Source organism: Marinitoga okinawensis, from assembly GCF_055387075.1.
In genome coordinates, this window is the sequence record NZ_AP042422.1 from 988914 (window position 1) to 1011225 (window position 22312).

General features: G+C 26.0%; 19 protein-coding genes. 15 read left to right on the forward strand and 4 right to left on the reverse strand.

Translation table 11 applies throughout. The features are described from left to right. Nucleotides 1-43: 43 nt before the first annotated feature. On the reverse strand, nt 44-838 hold the full coding sequence (locus ACZ5CK_RS04950) for a diguanylate cyclase domain-containing protein (RefSeq protein ID WP_464582791.1): 795 nt from the start codon (nt 836-838) through the stop codon (nt 44-46). Between the two features lie 163 nt (nt 839-1001). On the opposite strand from ACZ5CK_RS04950, the gene ACZ5CK_RS04955 reads away from it, so the two are divergent. From ACZ5CK_RS04955 to ACZ5CK_RS05020, 14 genes are all read left to right on the forward strand, one after another. Further along, on the forward strand, nt 1002-1541 hold the full coding sequence (locus tag ACZ5CK_RS04955) for a PmbA/TldA family metallopeptidase (RefSeq protein ID WP_464582792.1): 540 nt from the start codon (nt 1002-1004) through the stop codon (nt 1539-1541). A gap of 76 nt (nt 1542-1617) precedes the next feature. Then, nucleotides 1618-3156 carry an ATP-binding protein gene (locus ACZ5CK_RS04960; protein ID WP_464582793.1) on the forward strand — a complete coding sequence of 513 codons (1539 nt, stop codon included), beginning with the start codon at nt 1618-1620 and terminating at the stop codon, nt 3154-3156. A 126-nt stretch (nt 3157-3282) separates the two neighbouring features. Continuing rightward, entirely contained in the window at nt 3283-4995 is a 1713-nt protein-coding gene (locus ACZ5CK_RS04965; RefSeq protein ID WP_464582794.1) for a M3 family oligoendopeptidase, read from the forward strand. Nucleotides 4996-5038: 43 nt separating this feature from the next. Further along, the gene (locus tag ACZ5CK_RS04970) at nt 5039-6256 is read left to right on the forward strand and encodes an alpha/beta hydrolase-fold protein (RefSeq protein ID WP_464582795.1); all 1218 of its coding nucleotides are present in this window, start codon (nt 5039-5041) and stop codon (nt 6254-6256) included. 38 nt (nt 6257-6294) lie between these two features. Further along, entirely contained in the window at nt 6295-7440 is a 1146-nt protein-coding gene (locus ACZ5CK_RS04975; RefSeq protein WP_464582796.1) for an MFS transporter, read from the forward strand. Nucleotides 7441-7560: 120 nt separating this feature from the next. After that, a complete protein-coding gene (locus ACZ5CK_RS04980; protein ID WP_464582797.1) occupies nt 7561-8241 on the forward strand; it encodes a response regulator transcription factor in 681 nt (226 codons plus the stop codon). Then, nucleotides 8231-9661: a HAMP domain-containing sensor histidine kinase gene (locus ACZ5CK_RS04985; protein ID WP_464582798.1), complete on the forward strand. Its 1431-nt coding sequence runs from the start codon at nt 8231-8233 to the stop codon at nt 9659-9661. The genes ACZ5CK_RS04980 and ACZ5CK_RS04985 overlap by 11 nt, the downstream gene beginning before the upstream one ends. Beyond that, nucleotides 9654-10430 (forward strand): DUF3919 family protein, encoded by a 777-nt coding sequence (locus ACZ5CK_RS04990; RefSeq protein ID WP_464582799.1) that lies wholly within the window; start codon nt 9654-9656, stop codon nt 10428-10430. The genes ACZ5CK_RS04985 and ACZ5CK_RS04990 overlap by 8 nt, the downstream gene beginning before the upstream one ends. Nucleotides 10431-10530: 100 nt before the next feature. Continuing rightward, nucleotides 10531-11514, forward strand: a complete 984-nt coding sequence (locus tag ACZ5CK_RS04995) for an ABC transporter substrate-binding protein (protein WP_464582800.1) — start codon at nt 10531-10533, stop codon at nt 11512-11514. 38 nt (nt 11515-11552) lie between these two features. Then, nucleotides 11553-13244: an ABC transporter permease gene (locus ACZ5CK_RS05000; protein WP_464582801.1), complete on the forward strand. Its 1692-nt coding sequence runs from the start codon at nt 11553-11555 to the stop codon at nt 13242-13244. Between the two features lie 20 nt (nt 13245-13264). Beyond that, nucleotides 13265-14344, forward strand: coding sequence for an ABC transporter ATP-binding protein (locus ACZ5CK_RS05005; RefSeq protein ID WP_464582802.1), 1080 nt, complete (start codon nt 13265-13267; stop codon nt 14342-14344). 24 nt (nt 14345-14368) lie between these two features. Further along, nucleotides 14369-15361, forward strand: coding sequence for an ABC transporter substrate-binding protein (locus ACZ5CK_RS05010; protein ID WP_464582803.1), 993 nt, complete (start codon nt 14369-14371; stop codon nt 15359-15361). A gap of 60 nt (nt 15362-15421) precedes the next feature. Then, complete coding sequence (locus ACZ5CK_RS05015) at nt 15422-17620, forward strand: ABC transporter permease (RefSeq protein WP_464582804.1); 2199 nt, start codon at nt 15422-15424, stop codon at nt 17618-17620. A gap of 11 nt (nt 17621-17631) precedes the next feature. Next, the gene (locus ACZ5CK_RS05020) at nt 17632-18729 is read left to right on the forward strand and encodes an ABC transporter ATP-binding protein (RefSeq protein ID WP_464582805.1); all 1098 of its coding nucleotides are present in this window, start codon (nt 17632-17634) and stop codon (nt 18727-18729) included. Nucleotides 18730-18802: 73 nt separating this feature from the next. Here the strand turns inward: ACZ5CK_RS05020 and ACZ5CK_RS05025 are convergent, their stop codons facing one another. Then, nucleotides 18803-19108, reverse strand: a complete 306-nt coding sequence (locus ACZ5CK_RS05025; RefSeq protein WP_464582806.1) for a hypothetical protein — start codon at nt 19106-19108, stop codon at nt 18803-18805. Nucleotides 19109-19285: 177 nt separating this feature from the next. Here ACZ5CK_RS05025 and ACZ5CK_RS05030 point away from each other — a divergent pair, with 177 nt between their 5' ends. Further along, nucleotides 19286-19924 carry a 4Fe-4S binding protein gene (locus ACZ5CK_RS05030; protein WP_464582807.1) on the forward strand — a complete coding sequence of 213 codons (639 nt, stop codon included), beginning with the start codon at nt 19286-19288 and terminating at the stop codon, nt 19922-19924. Nucleotides 19925-19961: 37 nt separating this feature from the next. On the opposite strand, the gene ACZ5CK_RS05035 is transcribed toward ACZ5CK_RS05030, so the two are convergent. Both ACZ5CK_RS05035 and ACZ5CK_RS05040 read right to left on the reverse strand, forming a co-directional pair. Further along, nucleotides 19962-21155, reverse strand: a complete 1194-nt coding sequence (locus ACZ5CK_RS05035) for an FprA family A-type flavoprotein (protein ID WP_464582808.1) — start codon at nt 21153-21155, stop codon at nt 19962-19964. A gap of 150 nt (nt 21156-21305) precedes the next feature. Continuing rightward, the gene (locus ACZ5CK_RS05040) at nt 21306-22208 is read right to left on the reverse strand and encodes an MBL fold metallo-hydrolase (RefSeq protein WP_464582809.1); all 903 of its coding nucleotides are present in this window, start codon (nt 22206-22208) and stop codon (nt 21306-21308) included. Between the last annotated feature and the right edge of the window lie 104 nt (nt 22209-22312).

Sequence of the window (22312 nt, forward strand, 5' to 3'; positions counted from 1 at the left end):
CTAAAATAATATAAGAGAATCTTTGAAAATTTCACTAAAAATATTAATTTATTTTATAATTGTTTCTTCCATCTTTTTTTGCACTCACTAAAGCATCATAAGCAATATTATACGGATCTTTTGTATAAATAGCATATTCCGTAATTCCTATACTTACTGTAACTTTAACTTCTATTCCTTCATATATTATTGGATTACTAACTTCTTTTAAAATTTTTTCAGAAATATTTTTTGCCATTTGTTCATCAATATTTTTTAATACTAATATAAATTCATCTCCACCCATTCTTTCCAATTTAGCATTTTTACTATCTTCATACTCAATTTTTTCAATATCTAATATTTTTTTAATCCTTTCAGGTATTTTAGATAATACAAAATCACCAAATTTTCTACCATAATTTTTATTTATATTTGCAAATTTATCTATATCAATTAAGAATAAATAATTCTTTTTTTCCATAATAATATCTCCCTGCAATTTAATAGGTTCAAATAATAATAAATTAATACCTTTCTTTTTAACTTCACTTGGACATACACCAAATTCTTTTTTAAATGCTCTTGAATATGATTCATATGAATTATACTGATATTTAATAGCAATCTCTAGAATACTCATATTTGAATTTACTAAATCTTTTACAGATTCGGACAGTCGCCTCTTTCTTACATATTCTTTTATGGACATTCCTACGATTAAATTAAATAATTTGTATAAATAAGATAATGAATAATTTGCATAGTTAGCTATATCTTCTAAAGAAAAATAATTATCAATATTTTTTTCAATATATTCTAAAGATTTTTGAATACATTCAATTAAATAATTTTCCATTATAACTCCCCCTTCTTTGTGGCGCCACATTAAAATTATATAATAAATATAAAAAATATGCATGATATTTTCTATCTAAATAATTTATATTAATTTTCAAAAAATAAATGCTATAATTAATAATGTTATTGTTAATTACAATTTTTATAATTGTGGGGATAAAATGTTTAAATTTCCTAAAGGCGTATATGTAGATATTAGAATAGAAAATCTTTTTGAAACAAGTATTCAAAAGACTTTAGGTAGATTAGAAGAATTTAAAGAAAGAAGATATTCAGGAGCTTTTATTAGACTATTTGATGGTAAAAGATGGTATTATTCATCCACAACTGATATAGAGAATATTCAAAAGGAAATTGATGAATTGCATAAGATTTCATCACCAAATGATGAAATAAATGAACATCCTATATCAATAAAAAATTCAGAAAAAACATTAAAAGAATTATTAAATGGTAAAAAAGGAATATTAGTATTTATAGCTTCAAGTGGAGACTTTTCTCCTGATGGTAAATTTGGTATTCCAGTACAATTGGGATTTTTATATGATGGAGAGAAATTAATTGGCAGAGTTCCAGAATTTAAATTAAATTCTGATATATACAGTATGTTTAGTAAAGATTTTATCGGAGTAGGGAAAGATTCTATTACACAATTAGATAAAAATTTTGGAGTAGTAATTAATATGAAAATTATGAAATGAATTTTATCGTAATATGATTATATGATATAATTGATATTGTATTATGAACAGAATTGATAGGTTGGAGGATGAAACGGTGAAAAAATTGCCTATAGGTATACAGGATTATAAAAAAATAATAGAAGGAAATTATACATATGTAGATAAGACAAAATATATATATAACTTAATAAGTTCAGAAGTACCAATATTTCTATCCCGACCAAGAAGATTTGGAAAGAGTTTAACCATCTCGACATTATATTACATATTCAAAGGTGAAAAAGAATTATTTAAAAATACTTACATATATGACAAATGGGAATTTAAAGAATATCCAATAATAAGAATAAATTTATTAGATGCAATAAGTGATAGTGAAAAAGAATTAAAAGAAGGGTTATTAAAAATAATACAAGAAGAAGGAAGAAAATATAATATAGAAATAGAATCAGAACATTACAAATATGCATTTGATGAATTAATAATAAAATTATCCAAAAAAGGAAAAGTAGTAATATTGGTAGATGAATATGAAAAACCAATATTATATAATATAAATAACAAAGAAAAAGCAGAAAGGTATAGAGAAATATTAAGAAACTTTTATGTAACAATCAAATCCAGGGATGAATATATAAAATTCGTCTTTATCACAGGGATAACGAAATTCACCAAAACAGGAGTGTTTTCTGCGTTAAACAATCTAAATGATATATCATTAGACAATGATTATTCACAAATGTTAGGTTATACACAAGAAGAGTTAGAAAGTTACTTTAAAGAATATATAAAAGAAACAGCAAAAAAATTAGAAATAACAGAAAAAGAGCTATTACAGGAAATGAAAAAATATTATAATGGATTCTCATTTGATGGGGAACATTTTGTATATAATCCATTTTCAATATTAAAATTCTTCCAAAAAAAAGAATTTCAAAATTACTGGTTTGAAAGTGGATCCCCATCATTTATATACGAATATATAAAAGGAAAAAAAGTAACCTATGAAGAATTAACAAAATATCCAGTAAGTGCGATGGATTTCTCAACACGAGAAATAGAAGATGCAAAAGCAAATATATTCTTTGCACAAGCAGGATACTTAACATTTAAAGGAATAAAAAGATATGGACTAAGAAAAAAATACATATTAGACTATCCAAATATAGAAGTGAAAAATAGTTTTTCAGAATTAATATTAGAAGCGAATTATGGATTAGAAGAAATAGAAGAAATAGAAAATAAAATATATGAAAAAATAGAAGCAAATGAAATAGAAGAATTAATAGAAGAAATAAAAAGGATAATAAGTGCAATACCGTATAACTTACATCAAAAAAGAGAAAGTTATTATCACTCATTAATATATACAATATTAGCATCAGCAGGATTAAACGTAACAGCAGAAGAATTAACAAATCTTGGAAGAAGTGACTTAGTATTAGAACATAATGATAGAATATATATATTTGAAATAAAATTAGATAAAAGCGCAAAAGAAGCGATAAATCAAATAAAGGAAAAGAAATACTATGAAAAATATATGAGTGAAAGTAAAGAAATATATATAATAGGAATAAACATAAACTCTGACAAAAGAAATATTGATGAATATATAGTAGAAAAAATATAAATACTTTGTATTTATATATAAAGTTTATAAATAATCTATATGCCAGGTTTTTACCTGGCATATTTTGTAATTAAAGAAATATATAGTATAATTAGTATAACTAACAAAATTATGAGGGGGTAAATTATGATAGTGACAGATGAAAAAATTGAAAAAAAACCAAGAAAATATTATAAGAAAGAAATCAATTTGAATAGTTGGGAAGAAGTTAAAGGAGAATTAGAAAAACTCTTAAATGAAGAAATAAATTCTGTTGAAGATTTATTGACTTTTTTAGAAAAATGGTCTGAATTAGAAAGCATATTATCAGAAGAAATGGCATGGAGATATATTAGAATGACATGTGATACAAGAGAAGAAAATTCAAAAGCATTTAATGAGTTTTATGCTAATATAGTATCTCCTGCACAAGAATATGATTTCTTATTAAAAAAGAAGTTTTATGATTCTCCATATAGAAATGAATTAAAAGGAGAAAGTTATGAGCATATGAATAGATTAATATCCAGAGATATAGAAATATTCAGAAAAGAAAATTTACCATTAATGGTAAAAGAACAAGAATTAAGTTCAAAATATGGAGAAATTATTTCAAAAATAACAATAAAATATGATGGAGAAGAAAAAACATTATCCCAAATGGGAATATATTTAAAAAATCCAGATAGAAAAGTTAGAGAAGAAACTTGGCGATTAATAAATAATGCAATTCTTGAACATCATGAAGAATTAGAAAAATTATTTGATGAATTAAAAGAAATAAGAATTCAAATTGCAAAAAATGCAGGATATGATAATTATAGGGATTATATGCATGATGCAAAAAGAAGATTTGATTTTAAACCAGAAGATTTATATGAATTTCATAATGCAGTAGAAAAAGCAGTAGTTCCTGCATTAACAAAATTAAATGAAGAAAGAAAAGAAAAATTAGGATTAGAATCATTAAGACCTTGGGATACAGAAGTTGATGTTGACGGAAAAATATTAAAACCATTTGAAAAAGAAGAAGAATTTGTTGAAAAGGCTATAAAAATATTATCAAAAGTAGATAAGAGTTTCGCAGAAAATCTTGAAAAAATGAAAAATACTGGATTTTTAGACTTGATTAATAGAAAAGGTAAAGCACCAGGTGGATATAATTATCCATTAAGCGAAACAGGAGCAGCATTTATTTTTATGAATGCTGTGGGTATTCATAGGGATGTTAGAACATTATTACACGAATCTGGACATGCTCAACATACATTCTATTCAAAAGATATTCCAATATCACACTTAAAAGATTTTCCTAGTGAGATTGCTGAATTAGCATCTATGTCTATGGAATTACTAACTTTAGAATATTTAGATGAATATTATTCTGATCCTGAAGATTTAAAGAAAGCAAAAAGAGAACAATTAGAAGGAACATTAAAAATATTGCCATGGGTAATGATAGTAGATGCTTTTCAACATTGGATATATTTAAATCCAAATCATACTTCAGAAGAAAGAGATGATTATTTTGCTAGTTTAATGGATAGATTTAATACTGGTATTGATTGGAAGGGGTTAGATAAAGAGAAAAGAATTAGATGGTTAAGGCAATTACATATATTTGAAGTGCCTTTCTATTACATTGAATATGCAATGTCACAATTAGGAGCTATTGCAGTTTATAAGAATTATAAAGAAAATGGTAAAAAAGCGATTGAACAGTATAAAGAATTTTTGAGTTCCGGTTATAAATATCCAGTTAAAAAATTATATGAAATTGCTGGAATTAAATTTGACTTTTCAGAAAAGTATATATCGGAGTTAGTAGATTTTATTATGTCTGAAATTGAATCATTATAATTAAGAGGCGGAGTTTTCCGCCTTTTTATGTAGGGGGTTCAGAATGAAAAAAGTTATTATTGTAATTTCTTTAATTATGATGTTATTTACCAGTTGCTCAATTTTTCAAAATAATAACTCTAATGTTTTAGACGATAGTTATAATTATGTGACTATAATTGTTAATATACCAGATTATACGCCTGATTATTCAAGTATATATATTGCAGGAAATTTTAATAGTTGGAACCCTGGTGACGAAAAATTTAAATTAAAAAATGAAAATGGTAAATACAAAATAACATTAAAAGCTAAACCTGGATTTACTATTGAGTATAAAATAACTAGAGGAAATTGGAAAACTGTTGAAAAAGGTAAAAAAGGAGAAGAAATATCAAATAGAATATATACATTTGACAGTAAAAAAAACACTATTGAAATTACAGTATATAATTGGAGGGATTTTGTAGAAAAAGGAGATGGAAATGTGAAACATACAATTACTGGTAATGTGAAAATTATAAATGATTTTTATTTAAAAGAATTAGATAAAAAAAGAAGAATTTGGATATATTTACCACCAGATTATGAAACATCAAATAAAAGATATCCAGTATTATACATGCATGATGGACAAAATGTTTTTGATGCAGCAACATCTTTTGTTGGAGAATGGGAAGTAAATGAAACATTAGAGAAATTATTTAAAGAAGGTAAAACATCAGGAGTTATTGTTGTTGCAATAGACAATGGCGGAAGTGACAGATTAAACGAATATTCCCCCTGGAAATGGGATAATACTAATATTCAAATTGCTAAAGGACAGGGTGGTGAAGGTGATAAATATGTTGATTCAATAGTAAAATCACTTAAACCATATATAGATGAAAATTTTAGAACAATACCTGAAGATAATGGAATAATGGGAAGTTCTATGGGAGGATTAATATCATTATATGCAGCATTGAAATATCCAGAAGTATTTAAAAAAGTTGGTGTATTATCATCAGCATTTTGGTTTGCTGACAATAAAATTACTGATTATGTAAAAGAAAGAGGTTATGTTGGTGACTTAAAAATCTTTTTATATGTTGGTGGTAAAGAGGGAAGTTCAATGGATGATGCAAATAAATATAAAAATGATACAATTGAAATGGCAGAATTATTGAAAAACTTAGGTTATAAAAATGTAAAATTATTAATAGATGATAATGGTATTCATAATGAAAGTTTTTGGGCAAAACATTTTGCAGAAATCTTTTTATGGTTATACAATAATTAAAATAACTAATAAATAAAAAAATAAATCAGAGGTGAAATATGAAAAAAACACAATTGATATTTGGATTTAGTAGTTTTTTTATTTTTGGTTTTTCTTTGATTTTAAACAGTACATTAATTCCTGTTATTGAAAAATCTTATTCTATAGACCATTCCCTAGTTGGATTGGCTTTATCATTAGGATCAATAGCATTTTTGGTTTCATCATTATTATATGGTTATTTGCTAGAAAAATACAAAGCTTTTTATGTTATTATTAGCGGAATATTAATATTGTTAGCAGGTAATTTCACTATGTTTTTTATGAATTCATACATTATGGTTATTTTAGGTATGTTTTTTATAAATTTTGGTGGAGGAGCTTTAGAAGTTTCAGTCCCTTTTTTAATAGGAGTTTCTGGTGAGGGTAAAAAAGGTAAAATTTTAAATTTATTGCACGCATCATTTGCGATGGGTGCTGTAATTAGTCCTATTGTTTCTTCTTTAGTATTAAAATATACACCATATTGGAAATCAACTTACTTATTAGCAGCATTAATTAATTTAATTCCATTAATATCAATATATATTATAAAAAATGATATTTTAAACTTACATGCGAATTATTTAGAAAGCGGCAAAGGTTCATTAAAGGAAGTGCTAAATTCTTCATTGATAATATTAGTTTTAGCATTATCATTTTATGTTGGTTATGAAATGAATTTTACATCATGGATATCTACATTCTTATATGAAGTTAGAAATTTTAATGTATCTAATGCAGCTATTTTCCCATCATTTTTATGGTTAGGGTTATTTTTAGGAAGATCATTTTTATCAGAAATGCCGGAAAAAATGGGGTATAAAAAGTGGTTGTTTATTGTAGTATTTTTATCAATAGTTTTTTCTACACTTACTATCTTATTAGGTAAAAACATGATAATTTCAGCTATTGGAACTATACTTACTGGATTAGCATACGCTACAACATATCCAACTCTTCAGGCCATAATTGTTGAAAAATATAAACGCAATAAAGGTATAGCTTTAAGTATATCTTCAGCAGCAACATCTATTATTTCTGGTGGTTTTTCATATGTTATTGGTTTGGTAGGAACATTGTATGGACTTTTTGCAGGATTAATAATTATTATTGTTATTAATATATTTGAGTTATTTTTTGTTTCGTTATTGAAAGAAAATTAGATACACTAAAGATGATCTATTTGGAATAACCTTTACAGCTAAAGTATTAGAAGAAGGTAAAATGTTATATGGTATAATATAATTAAAATAATATTAAACTTCAAGATATTGGAGGGGATTATGAAAATTTTAATTATTGAAGATGAGGATAGTATTAGAGATTTAATAAGAATGAATTTAATATTGGAAAATTTTGATGTTATTGCTGCAGAAAATGGCAATAAAGGAATAGAATTATTTAAAAAAGAAAATCCAGAACTTGTTGTTTTAGATTTAATGCTACCAGATAAAGATGGATTTGAAGTTTTAAAAGAGTTGCAAAATATAAATTTTAAAATTCCAATAATTATATTAACAGCAAAAAATAATCAAAATGATAAATTATTGGGATTGGAATTAGGTGCAGATGATTATATAACTAAACCCTTTGATAGCAAGGAATTGATTTTAAGGATACGAAATATCTTGAAAAGGATTAAAAAAGCTAATATTTCCTTAAAAAGAAAAGTTATCGGTCCACTATCCTTAGAAAATGATTCAAGAAAATTTTTTATAAATGATAATGAGATATATTTAACAAAAAAAGAATTCGAATTAATGGAGCTTTTTATGAACAATCATAATCAGGTGTTAAAAAGAGAAATATTATTAGAAAAAATATGGGGATATGATACATCTATAGATACAAGAGCTATAGATATGGCAATTCAACGATTGAGAAAAAAAATGGGAGAATATGGAAAATACATTAAATCATTATATGGAGTTGGCTATAAATTAGAGGTGTCTGATGAAAAATAGTATTAGAAATGAAATTTTGTTTTTAAATATCTCTACAACTTTTATTATTCTTATAATAATTTTTTTCATTACTCTAAATACCTTTCAAAAAAATATTATCAATAATACTGTTAAAAAAATGACTGAGTATAGCCAAGAAAGTCAAATATACTTTATGAACGCTTTAAAAGATTATAATTACAATGATGTATTTGGCGAATTAGAAAAAATGGCTCCATTTATTTCAGATTATTTATCTAAAAAATATCATCTACATATTGAAATATATGATATTAGAAAAAAACTTCTTACTGATACTTCACCAGATATAAAATACTTTGTATATCAAGATGTTCACTATGCAATTAATAATATGAAAAATTATATTTTAAAAAAGGAAAATAATCATATAATTTTATTTTTTTCAAGCCCAATTTTTTTAAAAAATGATATTATAGGAGCTATACGGTTTATTTATCCTATGGATTCTGAATATCAATTAATATGGGAAATAAAAAAAACTCTTGTTATAATAGATATTATATCTATTATAGCAATAATATTTTTTAATTATATTCTTTCTAATTCTATTACAATACCTATTAAAAAATTAAGAAATGAAACAGAAAAAATTGCTAATGGAAATTTTAAAGAAAGAATAAATATAAAAAGTAATGATGATATTAATTCTCTTGTAAATTCATTTAATCTTATGGTTGATAAAATAGAACATTACATTAGGTCATTAAAAGATGAAAAAGATAAACAAAAAGTTTTTATAAATAATATTACTCATGAACTTAAAACTCCAATAACTTCAATTTTAGGACATGCTGAACTCATAAAAAAACTAAATAATGAAGAAGATAAAAATATTTCTCTTAATTACATTATTAAAGAAGGAAATAGATTATTGAAGTTGGTTGAAGAACTATTATATGTATCCAAGCTTAATAAAAATTCTTTTGAATTTGAATTTAAAGAATATAATATAAAAAATCTTGTGGATGAGTGTATAAGTATTTTGAAACCTCGATTCAAAAAATTCAATATCAAAATAGAGGCGAATGTTGATTTTATAGAATTATTTATTGACCATGAAAAAATAAAAGAAATTATTTTAAATATATTGGATAATGCAATTAAACATAGCAAATGTTCAAAAATTAAAATATATTCCGAAATAAAAAGAAGTTATTTTTATTTAATTATAGAAGATGATGGTATTGGTATAGAGGATAGTGTAAAGAAAACTTTATTTAATCCCTTTTATATTCCTAAAAGAGAAAAAAGCAACGGTTTAGGTTTATGTATTTCTCAGGGAATTGCCAAAAAACATAATGGAGAAATATATTTGGAATCTGAAATAAACAAAGGCTCCAAATTTATTATCAAATTACCTTTAAATGTCAATGATAAAGGAGAAAGAAAGTATGATTAATAATAAAATAAAAATATATATAATCTTTTTTATACTCCTAGCATCCATTTCTGTAATTATTGGGATATATTTAAACAATAAAGACTATAATAAAGTTTTTTTTATAAATGATAATGAAGAATTAATGGAAAAATATATTTCTTCTACTCCTATTAAAATTGAAGTTAAAGTGAAATATTTGCCTACATATATTTTAAATGATCCAACAGAAATTATAGAATTGTGGAGAAAAATTATTGATTTGCCAACTTATAACTACATTTCTCCAAATTTAGATAATTCTGAAAATAAGATATATGGATATATATATTTTCTTGATGGTAGAAAAGTGTATTATGAATTTTCGAATAACTTAATAATAAACAATTTGACTTATGGATCTGAAAATGATGAAGATCTACTTTTTGTAAAGGAAAAATTAATAAATAAAATTTATTCTTTAGAAAATATATCAAGAGCTTTTCTTGATAAAGATAATAAAATTATTATCTTTAACCATGAGAAAGGAATTTATTTAAAAGACCCAAATAAATTAATAGAATTGTACCAGATAATAGAAAAATCCAGCAAAATAGACTCCACAAAAAAAATAGGAGAAATTTTACAAAGTGAATCTAACCCAATTTACGTTATTAAAATATTAAGAAACAACAAAGAATTTTTAGTTTTAAACATATATGATGAAAAATATTTTTCTATATATTATATGAACAACTTCCTCTATCTTCTTGAAGGTAATTTCTTACCATTTTTAAATTCTGCTTTCTAATCTTCATTTTGTTACATTTTTAATACATTTCTGATGAATTTTTAATTCATTTTTTTATTATTATGATATTGTAACTAAATTTTGTATAGGGGGTATTGAAATGAAAAAGATTTTGTTAATTGGTTTAATGTTGATTGCATTAAGTCTTTCTTTTGCTGAATTAATTATTTATAGTAGTGTAGATGAGGCAAATGCTAGAAAAATTTTAAATGCTTTTTCAAAACAAACTGGCATTGAAGTAAAGTATATATTCTTATCTTCAGGACCTGCATTAGCAAGAATGGAAGCAGAAAAAAATAATCCACAAGCTGATGTATGGTTTGGGGCACCAATGCCAAATCACATTATTGCAAAAGAAAAGGGTTTGACAGAGTCATATAAAACTTTAAGTGTATATGGTATAGCTCCTAACTTTTATGATGTTGATGGATATTTCCATGCTTTTTATATGAATCCACTTGGAATTGGAGTTAACCTAAAAGTTTTAGAACAAATAAAAGCAGATTTACCAAAAAGCTGGATGGATTTGTTAAAACCTGAATATAAAAATATGATTCAATATCCAAGTCCTCAAACATCAGGTACAGCATATGCGTTTATAACAGGCTTAATAGCTACTTACGGTGAAGACGGTATGATAGATTATTTAAAGAAACTAGCAAAGAATGTTCAATCATATACTCAAAGTGGAACAGGCCCTTCGAAAGCTGTTGGAGTTGGACAAGCTGGCTTAGGGATTCAATTTACACCAGCATTCTTCCAATTTAAAGAACAAGGTTATCCAATAGAAGTTGTATTTCCTAAAGAGGGAGTGCCATATGAAGCAGCATGTGTTTCAATTATAAAAGGAGCAAAACACAAATATGAAGCAAAAGTTTTAGTAGATTGGTTATTGTCTAAAAAAGGACAACAAACAATAGTTGATGAAAAAACATTCTTTTATCCTGTAAGATCAGATGTTGATTTCGGCACATTACAACCATTATCAACAATAAAGTTAATTACGGTTGATGAGAATTGGGCTGCACAAAACAAAAAGAGAATAGTTGAAAGATGGATAAAAGAGGTTTTACCAGTTAAATAACAAAAGGGGGTATTCCCCCTTTTTTTGGAGGAATTTATATGGAAATAGCAAATAAAGAATTCTCAAATAAAATAAAAAAAATGTTGAAAAATCCTTCTTTAATAATATTGCTTATTTTAATTTTTATATCTTTATTTATATTTATAATTTTTCCGTTATATAAGGTTTTTATGATCAGTTTTACAAATTCAGAAAATAAATTTTCTTTGGATGTGTATAAAGAAGCATTGGCCAATGATTATATGAGACAAGGTTTTAAAAATAGTATTTTTATTGCAACATTAACAGCTGTCATTGGTACTTTTATTGGATTTCTTTATGCATATACTATAAATAGGGCAAATATCCCATTTAAAAAATTTTTTAGAACAATAGCCATTATTCCTATGGTGTTTCCTCCCTTTATTGGAGCTATGGCTATAATTATGTTATTTGGTTTTAATGGATTGTTAACAGCTAAAATTTTTGGTATAAGAACATTTCCTGTATATGGATTATGGGGATTAATGATAGCTCAGGTAATTACTTTTTTCCCTGTCGCATTTATCACATTAGATGGAGTCATTTCAACGATATCACCTACTCTTGAAGACGCTGCGTTTAATTTAAAAGCTTCAAGATGGCAGGTTTTTACAAAGATAATATTACCTTTATCTGTTCCAGGAATAGCCAGCACAATGCTTGTTTTATTTATAGAATCATTAGCAGATTTTGGTAATCCGTTAATTTTAGCTGGTTCTAGATTTCCTATATTATCAGTTCAAGCATATTTGCAAATTACAGGTATGTTTGATTTGAAAACTGGAGCTGCTTTGGCTGTATGGCTTTTATTACCCTCTTTAATAGCATTTGTAATACAAAAATATTGGATTGGAAAGAAAAAATATATAACAGTAACAGGGAAACCTAATACTTCGCAATTAAAAAGTGTAAATAAATTTGCTAAATGGCTACTTTTTACGTTGGTATTAATAATATCCTTATTTATCTTACTTATTTATGTAACTATTTTCTGGGGTGCATTTACAAAATTATGGGGAATGAATAATGAGTTTACCTTAGAAAATTTTAAATATGTTTTTGATGTTGGTAAGGAAGCTATAAAAGATACATTGACTATAGCATTAACATCAACACCAATTTCTGCAGTTTTAGGCATGATTATAGCCTTTTTAATTGTAAGAAAAACATTTCCTGGTAAAAAAACACTTGAATTCGTATCATTATTGAATTTTGCTGTTCCAGGAACAGTTGTTGGTATAGGATATATTTTAGCTTTTAATTCGAAACCATTATTATTAACAGGGACTTTTGCAATTTTAGTTTTGAATTTTATTTTTAGATATATTCCAGTAGGAATACAAAGTGGGATTTCTTTGCTTAATCAAATAGATCCCGCTATTGAAGAAGCAGCATATACTTTAGGAGCAGATGATAAAACAGTTTTTAGCAAAATAACATTACCTTTAATTGTTCCAGCATTTTTTTCTGCCTTAGTATATTCTTTTGTTAGAGCTATGACAGCTATTAGTGCTGCAATATTTTTGGTATCAGCTGATTGGAATTTAATGACTGTACAAATATTAAGTCAAACAGATTCTGGTAGATTATCTGAGGCATGTGCTTTCTCAGTTGTTTTGATAATGTTGATTTTATCTTTTGTATTCATCTTGAAAATATTTTTGAAAAATAAAATTTCTTTGGTAAACAATAATTATGCTTCTGAATAGGTTGAATGGGTGGTGCAAAAATGAGTTTAGAACTAAAAAATATCTATAAAATATTTAAAAGTGAAAATACAGAAACAGTGGCAGTAAAAAATTTTTCATTAAAAGTAGAAAAAGGACAATTAGTAACTTTTTTAGGACCTTCTGGGTGTGGAAAAACTACAACACTTAGAATGATAGCTGGATTTGAAACTCCAACAAACGGAAAAATATTTCTTGAAGGCAAAGATATAACAAATGACCCACCAAATAAAAGGGATATATCTATGATGTTTCAAAGTTATGCATTATTTCCACATATGACAATAAAAGAAAATATTGAATTTGGATTAAAATTAAAAAAATTACCCAAAAATATAATTGAAGAAAAAGTAAAAAAAATAATTAATTTAACTGGATTAGAAGGAATGGAAAATAGAAGGCCAGACCAAATATCAGGTGGCCAGCAACAACGTGTAGCATTAGCTAGAAGTTTGGTTATGGAACCTAAAGTTTTATTATTTGATGAACCGTTATCCAATTTAGATGCTAAGTTGAGAGAATCTATGAGAACAGAAATACGAAGAATTCAAAAAGAGTTAAATATAACAAGTGTATATGTAACTCATGATCAAATTGAAGCTATGAGTATTTCTGATGTCATTGTAGTTATGAACAAAGGTGAAATAATGCAAGTAGGAACACCGTTTGAAATATATGCTAAACCTCAAAATAAATTTGTAGCAGATTTTATTGGTAGAGTTAATTTTATAAATGGAAAAGTAGTTGATATTAATGAAGATAAAATAGCAATATTTAATGAAGAATTAAATGCTACTTTCTATGGAATTAGTAATATTTCTTTGAAAAAAGATGATGATGTATTATTAGTTGTTAGACCAGAATCTATAGACTACAAAGAAAAGAAAAATAGTATTTCTGGAATTATTGAAAAAACAGTATTTTTGGGCTCGCATGTGGAATATGATGTGAGATTAGAAAATAATTATCTTGTTAGCGGTGTTTTATATAATCCAATAGAAAATCGTATTCCTAAAAAAGGTGAAAATATTAAATTGTTTTTTAGTGAAAAAGCTTCATGGATTATTAAAAATAACGAATGATATCTTAAATATGGGGGTGTTTGTATGAAAAAGTTGGCATTTTTAGTATCGTTATTGTTGATAGGTATCTTTGCTTTCGCAGCTGGTGATGTTGTAAAGGCATATACAACATTAGAAGAACCTCTTGCTAAAGAATTGTTTGATAAATTCGAACAAGAAACTGGTATAAAAGTTGAATGGGTAAGACTATCTACTGGAGAAACAGTTGCTAGGTTAGAAGCAGAAAGAGAAAATCCTCAAGCATCAATTTGGGTTGGTGGAGTAGGTTTAGGTCATGTTGAAGCTAAACAAAAAGGTTTAACAACTCCTTATAAATCACCTTTAGCTCAATATACTCCTGCACAATTCAGGGATCCTGAAAATTATTGGATTGGTTTATATATTGGTGTTTTAGCTTTTGCAACAAATGAAGAAAGAGCAAAAGAATTAGGATTAGAAGCACCAACAGGTTGGTTTGATATTATTGATTCAAAGTATGAAAAATTAGTTAGGGTTGCAAATCCTAATACTTCTGGAACAGCATATAATGTAATAACTACAATTCTTCACATGTTCCATGAAGATGAAGAATTAACATTCATGTTTTTACATCATTTGGATAGAAGTATAGATCAATACACAAAATCTGGTTCTGCTGGAGGAAAACAAGCAGCTATAGGTGAAATACCTTTTGCAATTGGTTATGCTCATGATTTATTTAGATTAATAGCAAATGGAGCACCATTAAAAGTAACAGTTCCAAAAGAAGGTACAGGATTTGAACTTGCATCTATGTCATTAATAAAGAATGGACCTAATCCAGTTACAGCAAAGAAATTATATAATTGGATGTTACAAAAAGAAGCACAAGCAATGATTGCTGAATGGTATGTTTTACCAGTTTCTAAATTGGCTCCAAAAGATAAAGCACCTTTAAACATCGATGAATTAAGAATAGTAAATCAAAATTTTGTTTGGGACGCAGCTAATAGAGAAAGATTAGTTGATAGATGGAATAGAGAAATAGGTGCAAAATAATTTTATTAGGCGGCAATCCTTTTGCCGCCTAAATTAAAATACTGTACAGGAGTTGAAAATATGTTTACTAAAAAGAAAATAGTCTATTTCATTATACTGCTAATTTTTGTTAGTATATTAGATTTCTGGATATTTTCAAATGTAAAAAAATCATATAATTCTGTTTTAAATGATAACTTTTTAAAAACAAGTCATATTATCTCCAGATCAATTCCTCAAAATGGAGCAGATTATAAAAAATGGATAAAAAAATATGAAGAAGAAAATGAGAATTTAAAGATAATCTATATTAATGGATTACCTGGTTTTTTTGAAACAACTGACTATTATGATGATAATGATTTATATAATTTTTATAAAGAAAATTATAATTCGGAAGATTTTAAAAAAGGGATTGAAAGTGCTGAATATAGTGAATTTTATTTCTCAAAACAAGATTATGAGTTTAATAATTCAAAATACAGAATTATTTTTGCTCCTATCATAAATGATGATTATGATGTTTTAGGAATAGGTATATTCTTTTTCAAAATGGATGGATATATGAAATTTTATAGATTGGTAAATATTTTCATGTATTCTATAATAATTATATTTGCATTATTATATGGAATAATAAATTTCTCAAGAGATCCAGTAATGAACTTCATAATATTAACAATATTTATTATAGTGGCGCTTTTTACAGCTTATCCATTATTTGAAGCTGTAAGATTGACGTTTATAAAAAATGGAGAGTTTTCTTTAGAAATATGGAAAAGGATACTTACTACTAAACAATATTTAAGTGCTTTTTGGGGTAGTATTAAGTTAGGAATTTCTACAGCAACTTTATCTACATTAGTAGGATTTTTATTTGCATTTGTTTTAGCACGAACAGGAATTAAAGGTAAAAAATTCTTTAGTACTATGGCAACATTACCTGTTATCTCCCCACCATTTTCTTTGACATTATCAATATTACTATTATTTGGAAATAATGGGTTAATTACGAAAAAAATATTAGGTTTACATAATTTTAGTATATATGGTTTAACGGGATTAACTTTAGTTCAAACAATGGGAATGTTTCCAATAGCTTATTTGACCATGGTTGGTGTTCTGCATTCTATTGATTCTACTTTAGAAGATGCATCGCTTGATTTAAATGCATCTAAATTGAAAACATTTTTAAAGGTAACCTTACCTCTTTCAATGCCTGGAATATTAAGTGCGTGGTTATTAGTATTTACTAATTCATTAGCGGATTTTGCGAATCCTTTAATTTTATCGGGTAATTATAGAGTATTATCTGTTGAAGCATATTTAGAAGTTACAGGTATGAATAGATTAGGAAATGGGGCAGCTTTGTCTATATTGTTGTTATTGCCTACGATAACTGCTTTTTTGGTTCAAAGATTCTGGGTATCAAAAAAGTCCTTTGTAACAGTTACAGGCAAACCTTCACCTAGAATAACTGAATTGGTTTCAAAACCAGTAAAAATAACTTTAGTAACTTTAATGATTTTTATCATAATATTCTTAATTTCATTATATGGTACCATTGTAGCAGGATGTTTTGTGAAAAATTGGGGAATTGATTATACATTCACATTAGAGAATATTAAAGAAGCGCTTCAAAGAGGGAAAGATGCTATAACAGATACTGTAACTCTTGCAAGTATTGCAACACCTATAGCTGGTATACTTGCTATGATGACAGCATTGATTTTAGTAAGAAAAAGATTTAGTGGAAAACGTATTTTTGAAATATTGATTATGGCACCTTTTGCTATTCCGGGTACATTAATAGGTATTAGTTATATTTTAGCATTTAATAAACCACCTATTATTTTGGTCGGCACAGGAGCAATTATTGTTATAAACTATATTATTAGGGAGTTACCTGTTGGTGTAGAAGGAGGAGTTGCAGCACTAAGACAAATTGATCCTTCAATAGAAGAAGCAGCTCAAGATTTAGGTGCAGATGTTCCAACTGTATTTAAAACGGTAGTACTACCACTTTTAAGGCCTGCATTTATTTCTAGTTTATCATATACTTTTGTTAGATCAATGACTGCTGTTAGTGCTGTTATATTCTTGATTTCAGCTAAATGGTATCATATTACTGTATTAATATATAATTTCTCTGAAAACTTAAGATTTGGATTAGCAAGCGTTTTGGCTACAACGTTAATAATAATTGTATTAGCTGCATTTGGAATAATGAGATTATTGGTTAGAGAAAGTGAAACTTTAGAAAAAACAGTTTCTCAGTGAGAGGTGGAAATATGACAAAAAAACAAGTATCTTTAAGATTGGAAAATGTTACTAAAATATTTTATGACAAAAAATACAATACAGAAGTTGTTGCGGTAAATAATTCAAATTTTGAAATAAAACCAGGCGAATTAATTACTTTATTAGGTCCTTCTGGATGTGGTAAAACTACAACATTAAGGATGGTTGCTGGTTTTGAATTACCCACAAAAGGAAAAATTTATATAGGTAATGAAGATGTTACTTATCTTCCACCAAATAAAAGAGATACAGCTACAGTATTTCAAAGCTATGGTTTATTCCCACATATGACAGTATTTGATAATGTAGCTTATGGTCTTAAACTTAAAAAATTGCCAAAAGAAAAAATTAAAGAAAAAGTTTTAAATACTTTAGATATGGTTGGGTTAAAAGATTTGGCAAATAGAGCACCATCAAGATTATCAGGTGGTCAGCAACAAAGAGTTGCGTTAGCAAGATCAATTATTGTAGAACCTTCTATTTTGTTATTGGATGAACCTTTGTCAAATTTAGATGCACTTTTAAGGGAACAAATGAGAATAGAGATTAGAAGAATACAAAAATCATTAGGGATTACAGCAATTTATGTAACTCACGATAGAGTAGAAGCTATGAGTTTGTCAGATAGAATAATTGTTATGAAAGATGGGAAAATTATACAAATAGGTACTCCTAATAATATTTATGAAAATCCAAATTCAAAATTTGTAGCTGGTTTTGTTGGAAAAGTTGCTTTCTTTGATGTTGAAGTAAAAGATATTGTAGAAAATAAATGTATTATTGATTTTCACGGAAAAATCTTAGAGATACCAAAATATGAATCAAATGTAGAAATTGGTTCAGGTAACGTATTAATGGCCAGACCAGAATCATTGGTTTTAAAAGATCCAAAAAAAGGATTGATAAAGGGAAAAGTAAAAATAAATGTTTATCTTGGAAATACTATCGAATCATTTATTGATACCGATTTTGGAGAAATAATGGTTCAAATAGATAATCCTAGTTTAAAGAAAATCTATGATGAAGGTGAAGAAATTTCAATAGATATAGTTCCTGAATTATGTAAAATTTTAAAAAATGAATATTAAAAATACTGTCTCTCCTTTTTGCATAAATACGAAAAACTTTAGGGTATTAGTATTCTAATACCCATTTTTTATTTTAAAAAGCTGTTGAAAATTTATTGCCATTATATATTATTTTATAAGATATAAGTTTATAATAATCTTTAAATCTTATAGAAATTCCTTCAACAATTATTTCTTTATTTGGAATCAATAATCCAGTATGTCTTGAATTTACCATTGTTTTATAAATATTATTAAATTTATCTTTGATATAAACGTGGAATAAATATTTTGAATTATTGATTTTTTCTACTTTTTCTATTATTCCAGTAATTATATCAAGTTTTTTTGAATTATTTTGATATTTTTCTATGTTAAATTCAGAGTTCATACATTTCATATAATCACCTCCACTATTTTTTATTTATCCTCTAATAATAATATAAAACACATTCCTTAAAAATTACTTAGAATTCACTTAAAATTTTCTTAGAAATATAGCGTGATGTTAATCACATATTTCTAGTCGTCATTTTGATATAATATTATAAGATCATAATATGAGAGGGGGGAGTTTATGAAGAAAAAAATAACAGCAAAAATAATTTTTATGTATTTGTCTGAAATATTATTTTTTATTTTGTTTTTCATCTTATTAAAAAATCATATGTTAATAAAATGGATGTTTATTTTTATTTCTGGACTTTTACTTTCTCCATTTATAGGAAGATTTTATTGTGGATGGGTATGCCCAATTAATACAATATTTAAACCTATAAATTTTATATATAAAAAAATGGGGATAAAAAGATTTAAAACTCCAAAGTTTTTAGAATCTAATATCATTAGATATATACTTCTTTTTGCTTTTATAGCATTATTCATTACAACAAAAATACTAAAGATTAAATTAAATATATTATTATACGTTATAGGTATTGCAACTTTAATTACCCTATTTTTTGAAGAAGCTTTTTGGCACAAAAAATTATGTCCGTATGGGACATTATTAAATATTGGTGAAAGAATTTCTCCTGTAAAATTAAAAATAGATGAAAATAAATGTATTGGATGTGGATTATGTCAGAATGTTTGTCCAAATAATGCTATTATTACTTTAGATAATAAAAAAAGAAAAATCGTTAATAAAGAATGTTTAATGTGTTTTGAATGTCAGAGAGTTTGCCCAGTAAATGCCATATCTTTGAAAAAATAAAAAACTAACGCCTTGCAGAAGCAAGGCGTTTATATATTTAATTTTCTTTTACTTTTTTAGCCATCTCTTTGGCTAAGTATCTTAATTTTTCATAATGTTCTTCATGAGCAGAGAATTGTACTTCGACAGGGTCACAAACCATTTCCCATTTGTTTTTCTTAATATAATCTACAATACCTTTTACTCCTCCACCACTCCAACCATACGTACCAAATACTCCAAATACTCTATTTCTAATTCCTTTATGTTCTAAATTAATAAGCAAATTCTCCATTCGTGGGAATATACCATTATTATATGTGTTGGTTCCAAACAATACACCTTTAAAACGCCAAATTTCATTTATAATGAAAGATTCATGAACTTCTGAAGCATTCATAACTCTTATATTTTTAATTCCTTCATCTGCTAAACATCTAGCAATGAAATCAGCCATTTTTTCTGTATTTCCATACATAGAACCGTATGCGATAACTACACCTTCTTCAGTCTCATATTTGCTCCATTTATCATATAATGAAATTATTCTTCCAGGATTTGTCCTCCATACTGGGCCATGAGTAGATGCAATAACTTTAATATCTAAACCTGACAACTTTGCCATAGCTCTTTGAACCATTGGTCCAAATTTTCCAACAATGTTTGAATAATATCTTCTTATCTCATTTTCATAATATTCTAAATCTACCTCATCATCAAAAACTCCACCGTCTAATGTTCCAAATCCACCAAATGCATCACCTGAAAATAATATTTTTTCTGTTGTTTCATATGTCATCATAGTTTCTGGCCAATGAACCATAGGAGTCAAATAGAATTTTAATTTATGTTTTCCTAAATCAATTTCATCTCCATCTTTAATTTCATATAAGTTTGATTCAATTCCATATAATGCTTTTAGAAATTCAAAAGTTTTTTTGTTTCCAACTATTTTAATGTCTGGATAAGCTCTTAAAATATCAGAAATAGATCCAGAATGATCAGGCTCAATATGATTAATTACTAAATAATCAATTTTTTCTCCGTCTAAAAGTGTATTTATTTTATCCAAAAAAACATGTGTTTTTGTTGCTTTAACTGTATCAAATAGCACATTTTTCTCGTCTCGTATAATATAAGAATTATACGTAACTCCTTTTGGTAAAGGCCACATATTTTCAAATAAATGAGTATCTCTATCATTAACTCCAACATAATATACAGAATCAGTGATGTTTAAAATATTGTCCATAGAAATCCCTCCTAAATTGTAATTGATTTAAATTTATTCTATTTTTATTATAACATAGTCGAATAGTAAAGTTTTGAACCTGTGGTTAATTCTTTTATTCGATTATATTATACCATATTAGTCCAATTATTATAATTTAAAAATATAGATTTATATAGCTTTCCATAAAGTTTTATTATTTTTTATAGTTAAAGTGATCTTTTTTTCATCTTTTAAATAACTTAAAAATGCCATTATTGTTGTATTATATAAGTAATATAAAATAGCATTATTAATGTCTAATTCATATATATAAAGCATATATGAAACTATTTCTTCTGTCGAATGTTCCTTTATAATATAATCAAGAATTCTATTTTCTATATCTTCGATTCTTTCTAAATTTGCTTTTGCAAGATCTGAAATATTTTCTAATAACGTTCCATGTGATGGTAAATAATAAGAATAATTTGATTCTATAAGTTTTAATAAAGTATTTTTAGCATTTTTTATGTTTACATTAACTGGTATTTTATGTTTTTCAAGAAGTTCTTCAGAAATAAGAGCATCTCCGCAAAATAAAATATCATCAAATAAAATACCTTTTTGAAATTCAGTATGCCCATCTAATGGTATTATGTTTATTAAATTATTTTCTATATTAATAGTTGCTTCTTCATCATTAATAACATCGGTAACCTTTGAAGACTTAGCAAGTAAAAATTTATTTCTCAAATCTTTAATGGGATATGCACCAGAATATAAAAAGTAAGGCATATAAATAGGATTTTCTATCATACTAATTTCAGATCTTAATGCAAAAATTCTTACTTCTGGAAAATGCTTTTGTATATAATGATTACCTCCAATATGATCTGCATGAACATGAGTATTAATAATATATTTAACATGTAAACCGTTATCTTTTAAAGTTTTTACTATTCTTCTTCCTTTTGAATCATCACTTCCGCTATCTACAATTAACACATCATTATTGTCATTGACTTTAATAACCCCGATATTTGTATTATCGCTAATATAAAATACTTTATTTGTGATTTCATGAAATTGCATGATCTTCCTCCTCTTTAGTAAAATACTTTATATATAATTATAACACGAATGTATTTTATTTTGAGTGATTTTTAACAAATATAATACTATACTATTTATAGTAA

What these genes read in the sequence shown, in the direction of transcription:
- ACZ5CK_RS04965 (WP_464582794.1), top strand. Translation starts at nt 3,283, where the DNA reads ATGATAGTGACAGATGAAAAAATTGAAAAAAAACCAAGAAAATATTAT.
- ACZ5CK_RS04975 (WP_464582796.1), top strand. Translation starts at nt 6,295, where the DNA reads ATGAAAAAAACACAATTGATATTTGGATTTAGTAGTTTTTTTATTTTT.
- ACZ5CK_RS04995 (WP_464582800.1), top strand. Translation starts at nt 10,531, where the DNA reads ATGAAAAAGATTTTGTTAATTGGTTTAATGTTGATTGCATTAAGTCTT.
- ACZ5CK_RS05030 (WP_464582807.1), top strand. Translation starts at nt 19,286, where the DNA reads ATGAAGAAAAAAATAACAGCAAAAATAATTTTTATGTATTTGTCTGAA.
- ACZ5CK_RS04970 (WP_464582795.1), top strand. Translation starts at nt 5,039, where the DNA reads ATGAAAAAAGTTATTATTGTAATTTCTTTAATTATGATGTTATTTACC.
- ACZ5CK_RS05040 (WP_464582809.1), bottom strand. Translation starts at nt 22,208, where the DNA reads ATGCAATTTCATGAAATCACAAATAAAGTATTTTATATTAGCGATAAT.
- ACZ5CK_RS04990 (WP_464582799.1), top strand. Translation starts at nt 9,654, where the DNA reads ATGATTAATAATAAAATAAAAATATATATAATCTTTTTTATACTCCTA.
- ACZ5CK_RS04955 (WP_464582792.1), top strand. Translation starts at nt 1,002, where the DNA reads ATGTTTAAATTTCCTAAAGGCGTATATGTAGATATTAGAATAGAAAAT.
- ACZ5CK_RS05000 (WP_464582801.1), top strand. Translation starts at nt 11,553, where the DNA reads ATGGAAATAGCAAATAAAGAATTCTCAAATAAAATAAAAAAAATGTTG.
- ACZ5CK_RS05015 (WP_464582804.1), top strand. Translation starts at nt 15,422, where the DNA reads ATGTTTACTAAAAAGAAAATAGTCTATTTCATTATACTGCTAATTTTT.
- ACZ5CK_RS05035 (WP_464582808.1), bottom strand. Translation starts at nt 21,155, where the DNA reads ATGGACAATATTTTAAACATCACTGATTCTGTATATTATGTTGGAGTT.
- ACZ5CK_RS04985 (WP_464582798.1), top strand. Translation starts at nt 8,231, where the DNA reads ATGAAAAATAGTATTAGAAATGAAATTTTGTTTTTAAATATCTCTACA.
- ACZ5CK_RS05020 (WP_464582805.1), top strand. Translation starts at nt 17,632, where the DNA reads ATGACAAAAAAACAAGTATCTTTAAGATTGGAAAATGTTACTAAAATA.
- ACZ5CK_RS05010 (WP_464582803.1), top strand. Translation starts at nt 14,369, where the DNA reads ATGAAAAAGTTGGCATTTTTAGTATCGTTATTGTTGATAGGTATCTTT.
- ACZ5CK_RS05025 (WP_464582806.1), bottom strand. Translation starts at nt 19,108, where the DNA reads ATGAAATGTATGAACTCTGAATTTAACATAGAAAAATATCAAAATAAT.
- ACZ5CK_RS04980 (WP_464582797.1), top strand. Translation starts at nt 7,561, where the DNA reads ATGAAAATTTTAATTATTGAAGATGAGGATAGTATTAGAGATTTAATA.
- ACZ5CK_RS05005 (WP_464582802.1), top strand. Translation starts at nt 13,265, where the DNA reads ATGAGTTTAGAACTAAAAAATATCTATAAAATATTTAAAAGTGAAAAT.
- ACZ5CK_RS04950 (WP_464582791.1), bottom strand. Translation starts at nt 838, where the DNA reads ATGGAAAATTATTTAATTGAATGTATTCAAAAATCTTTAGAATATATT.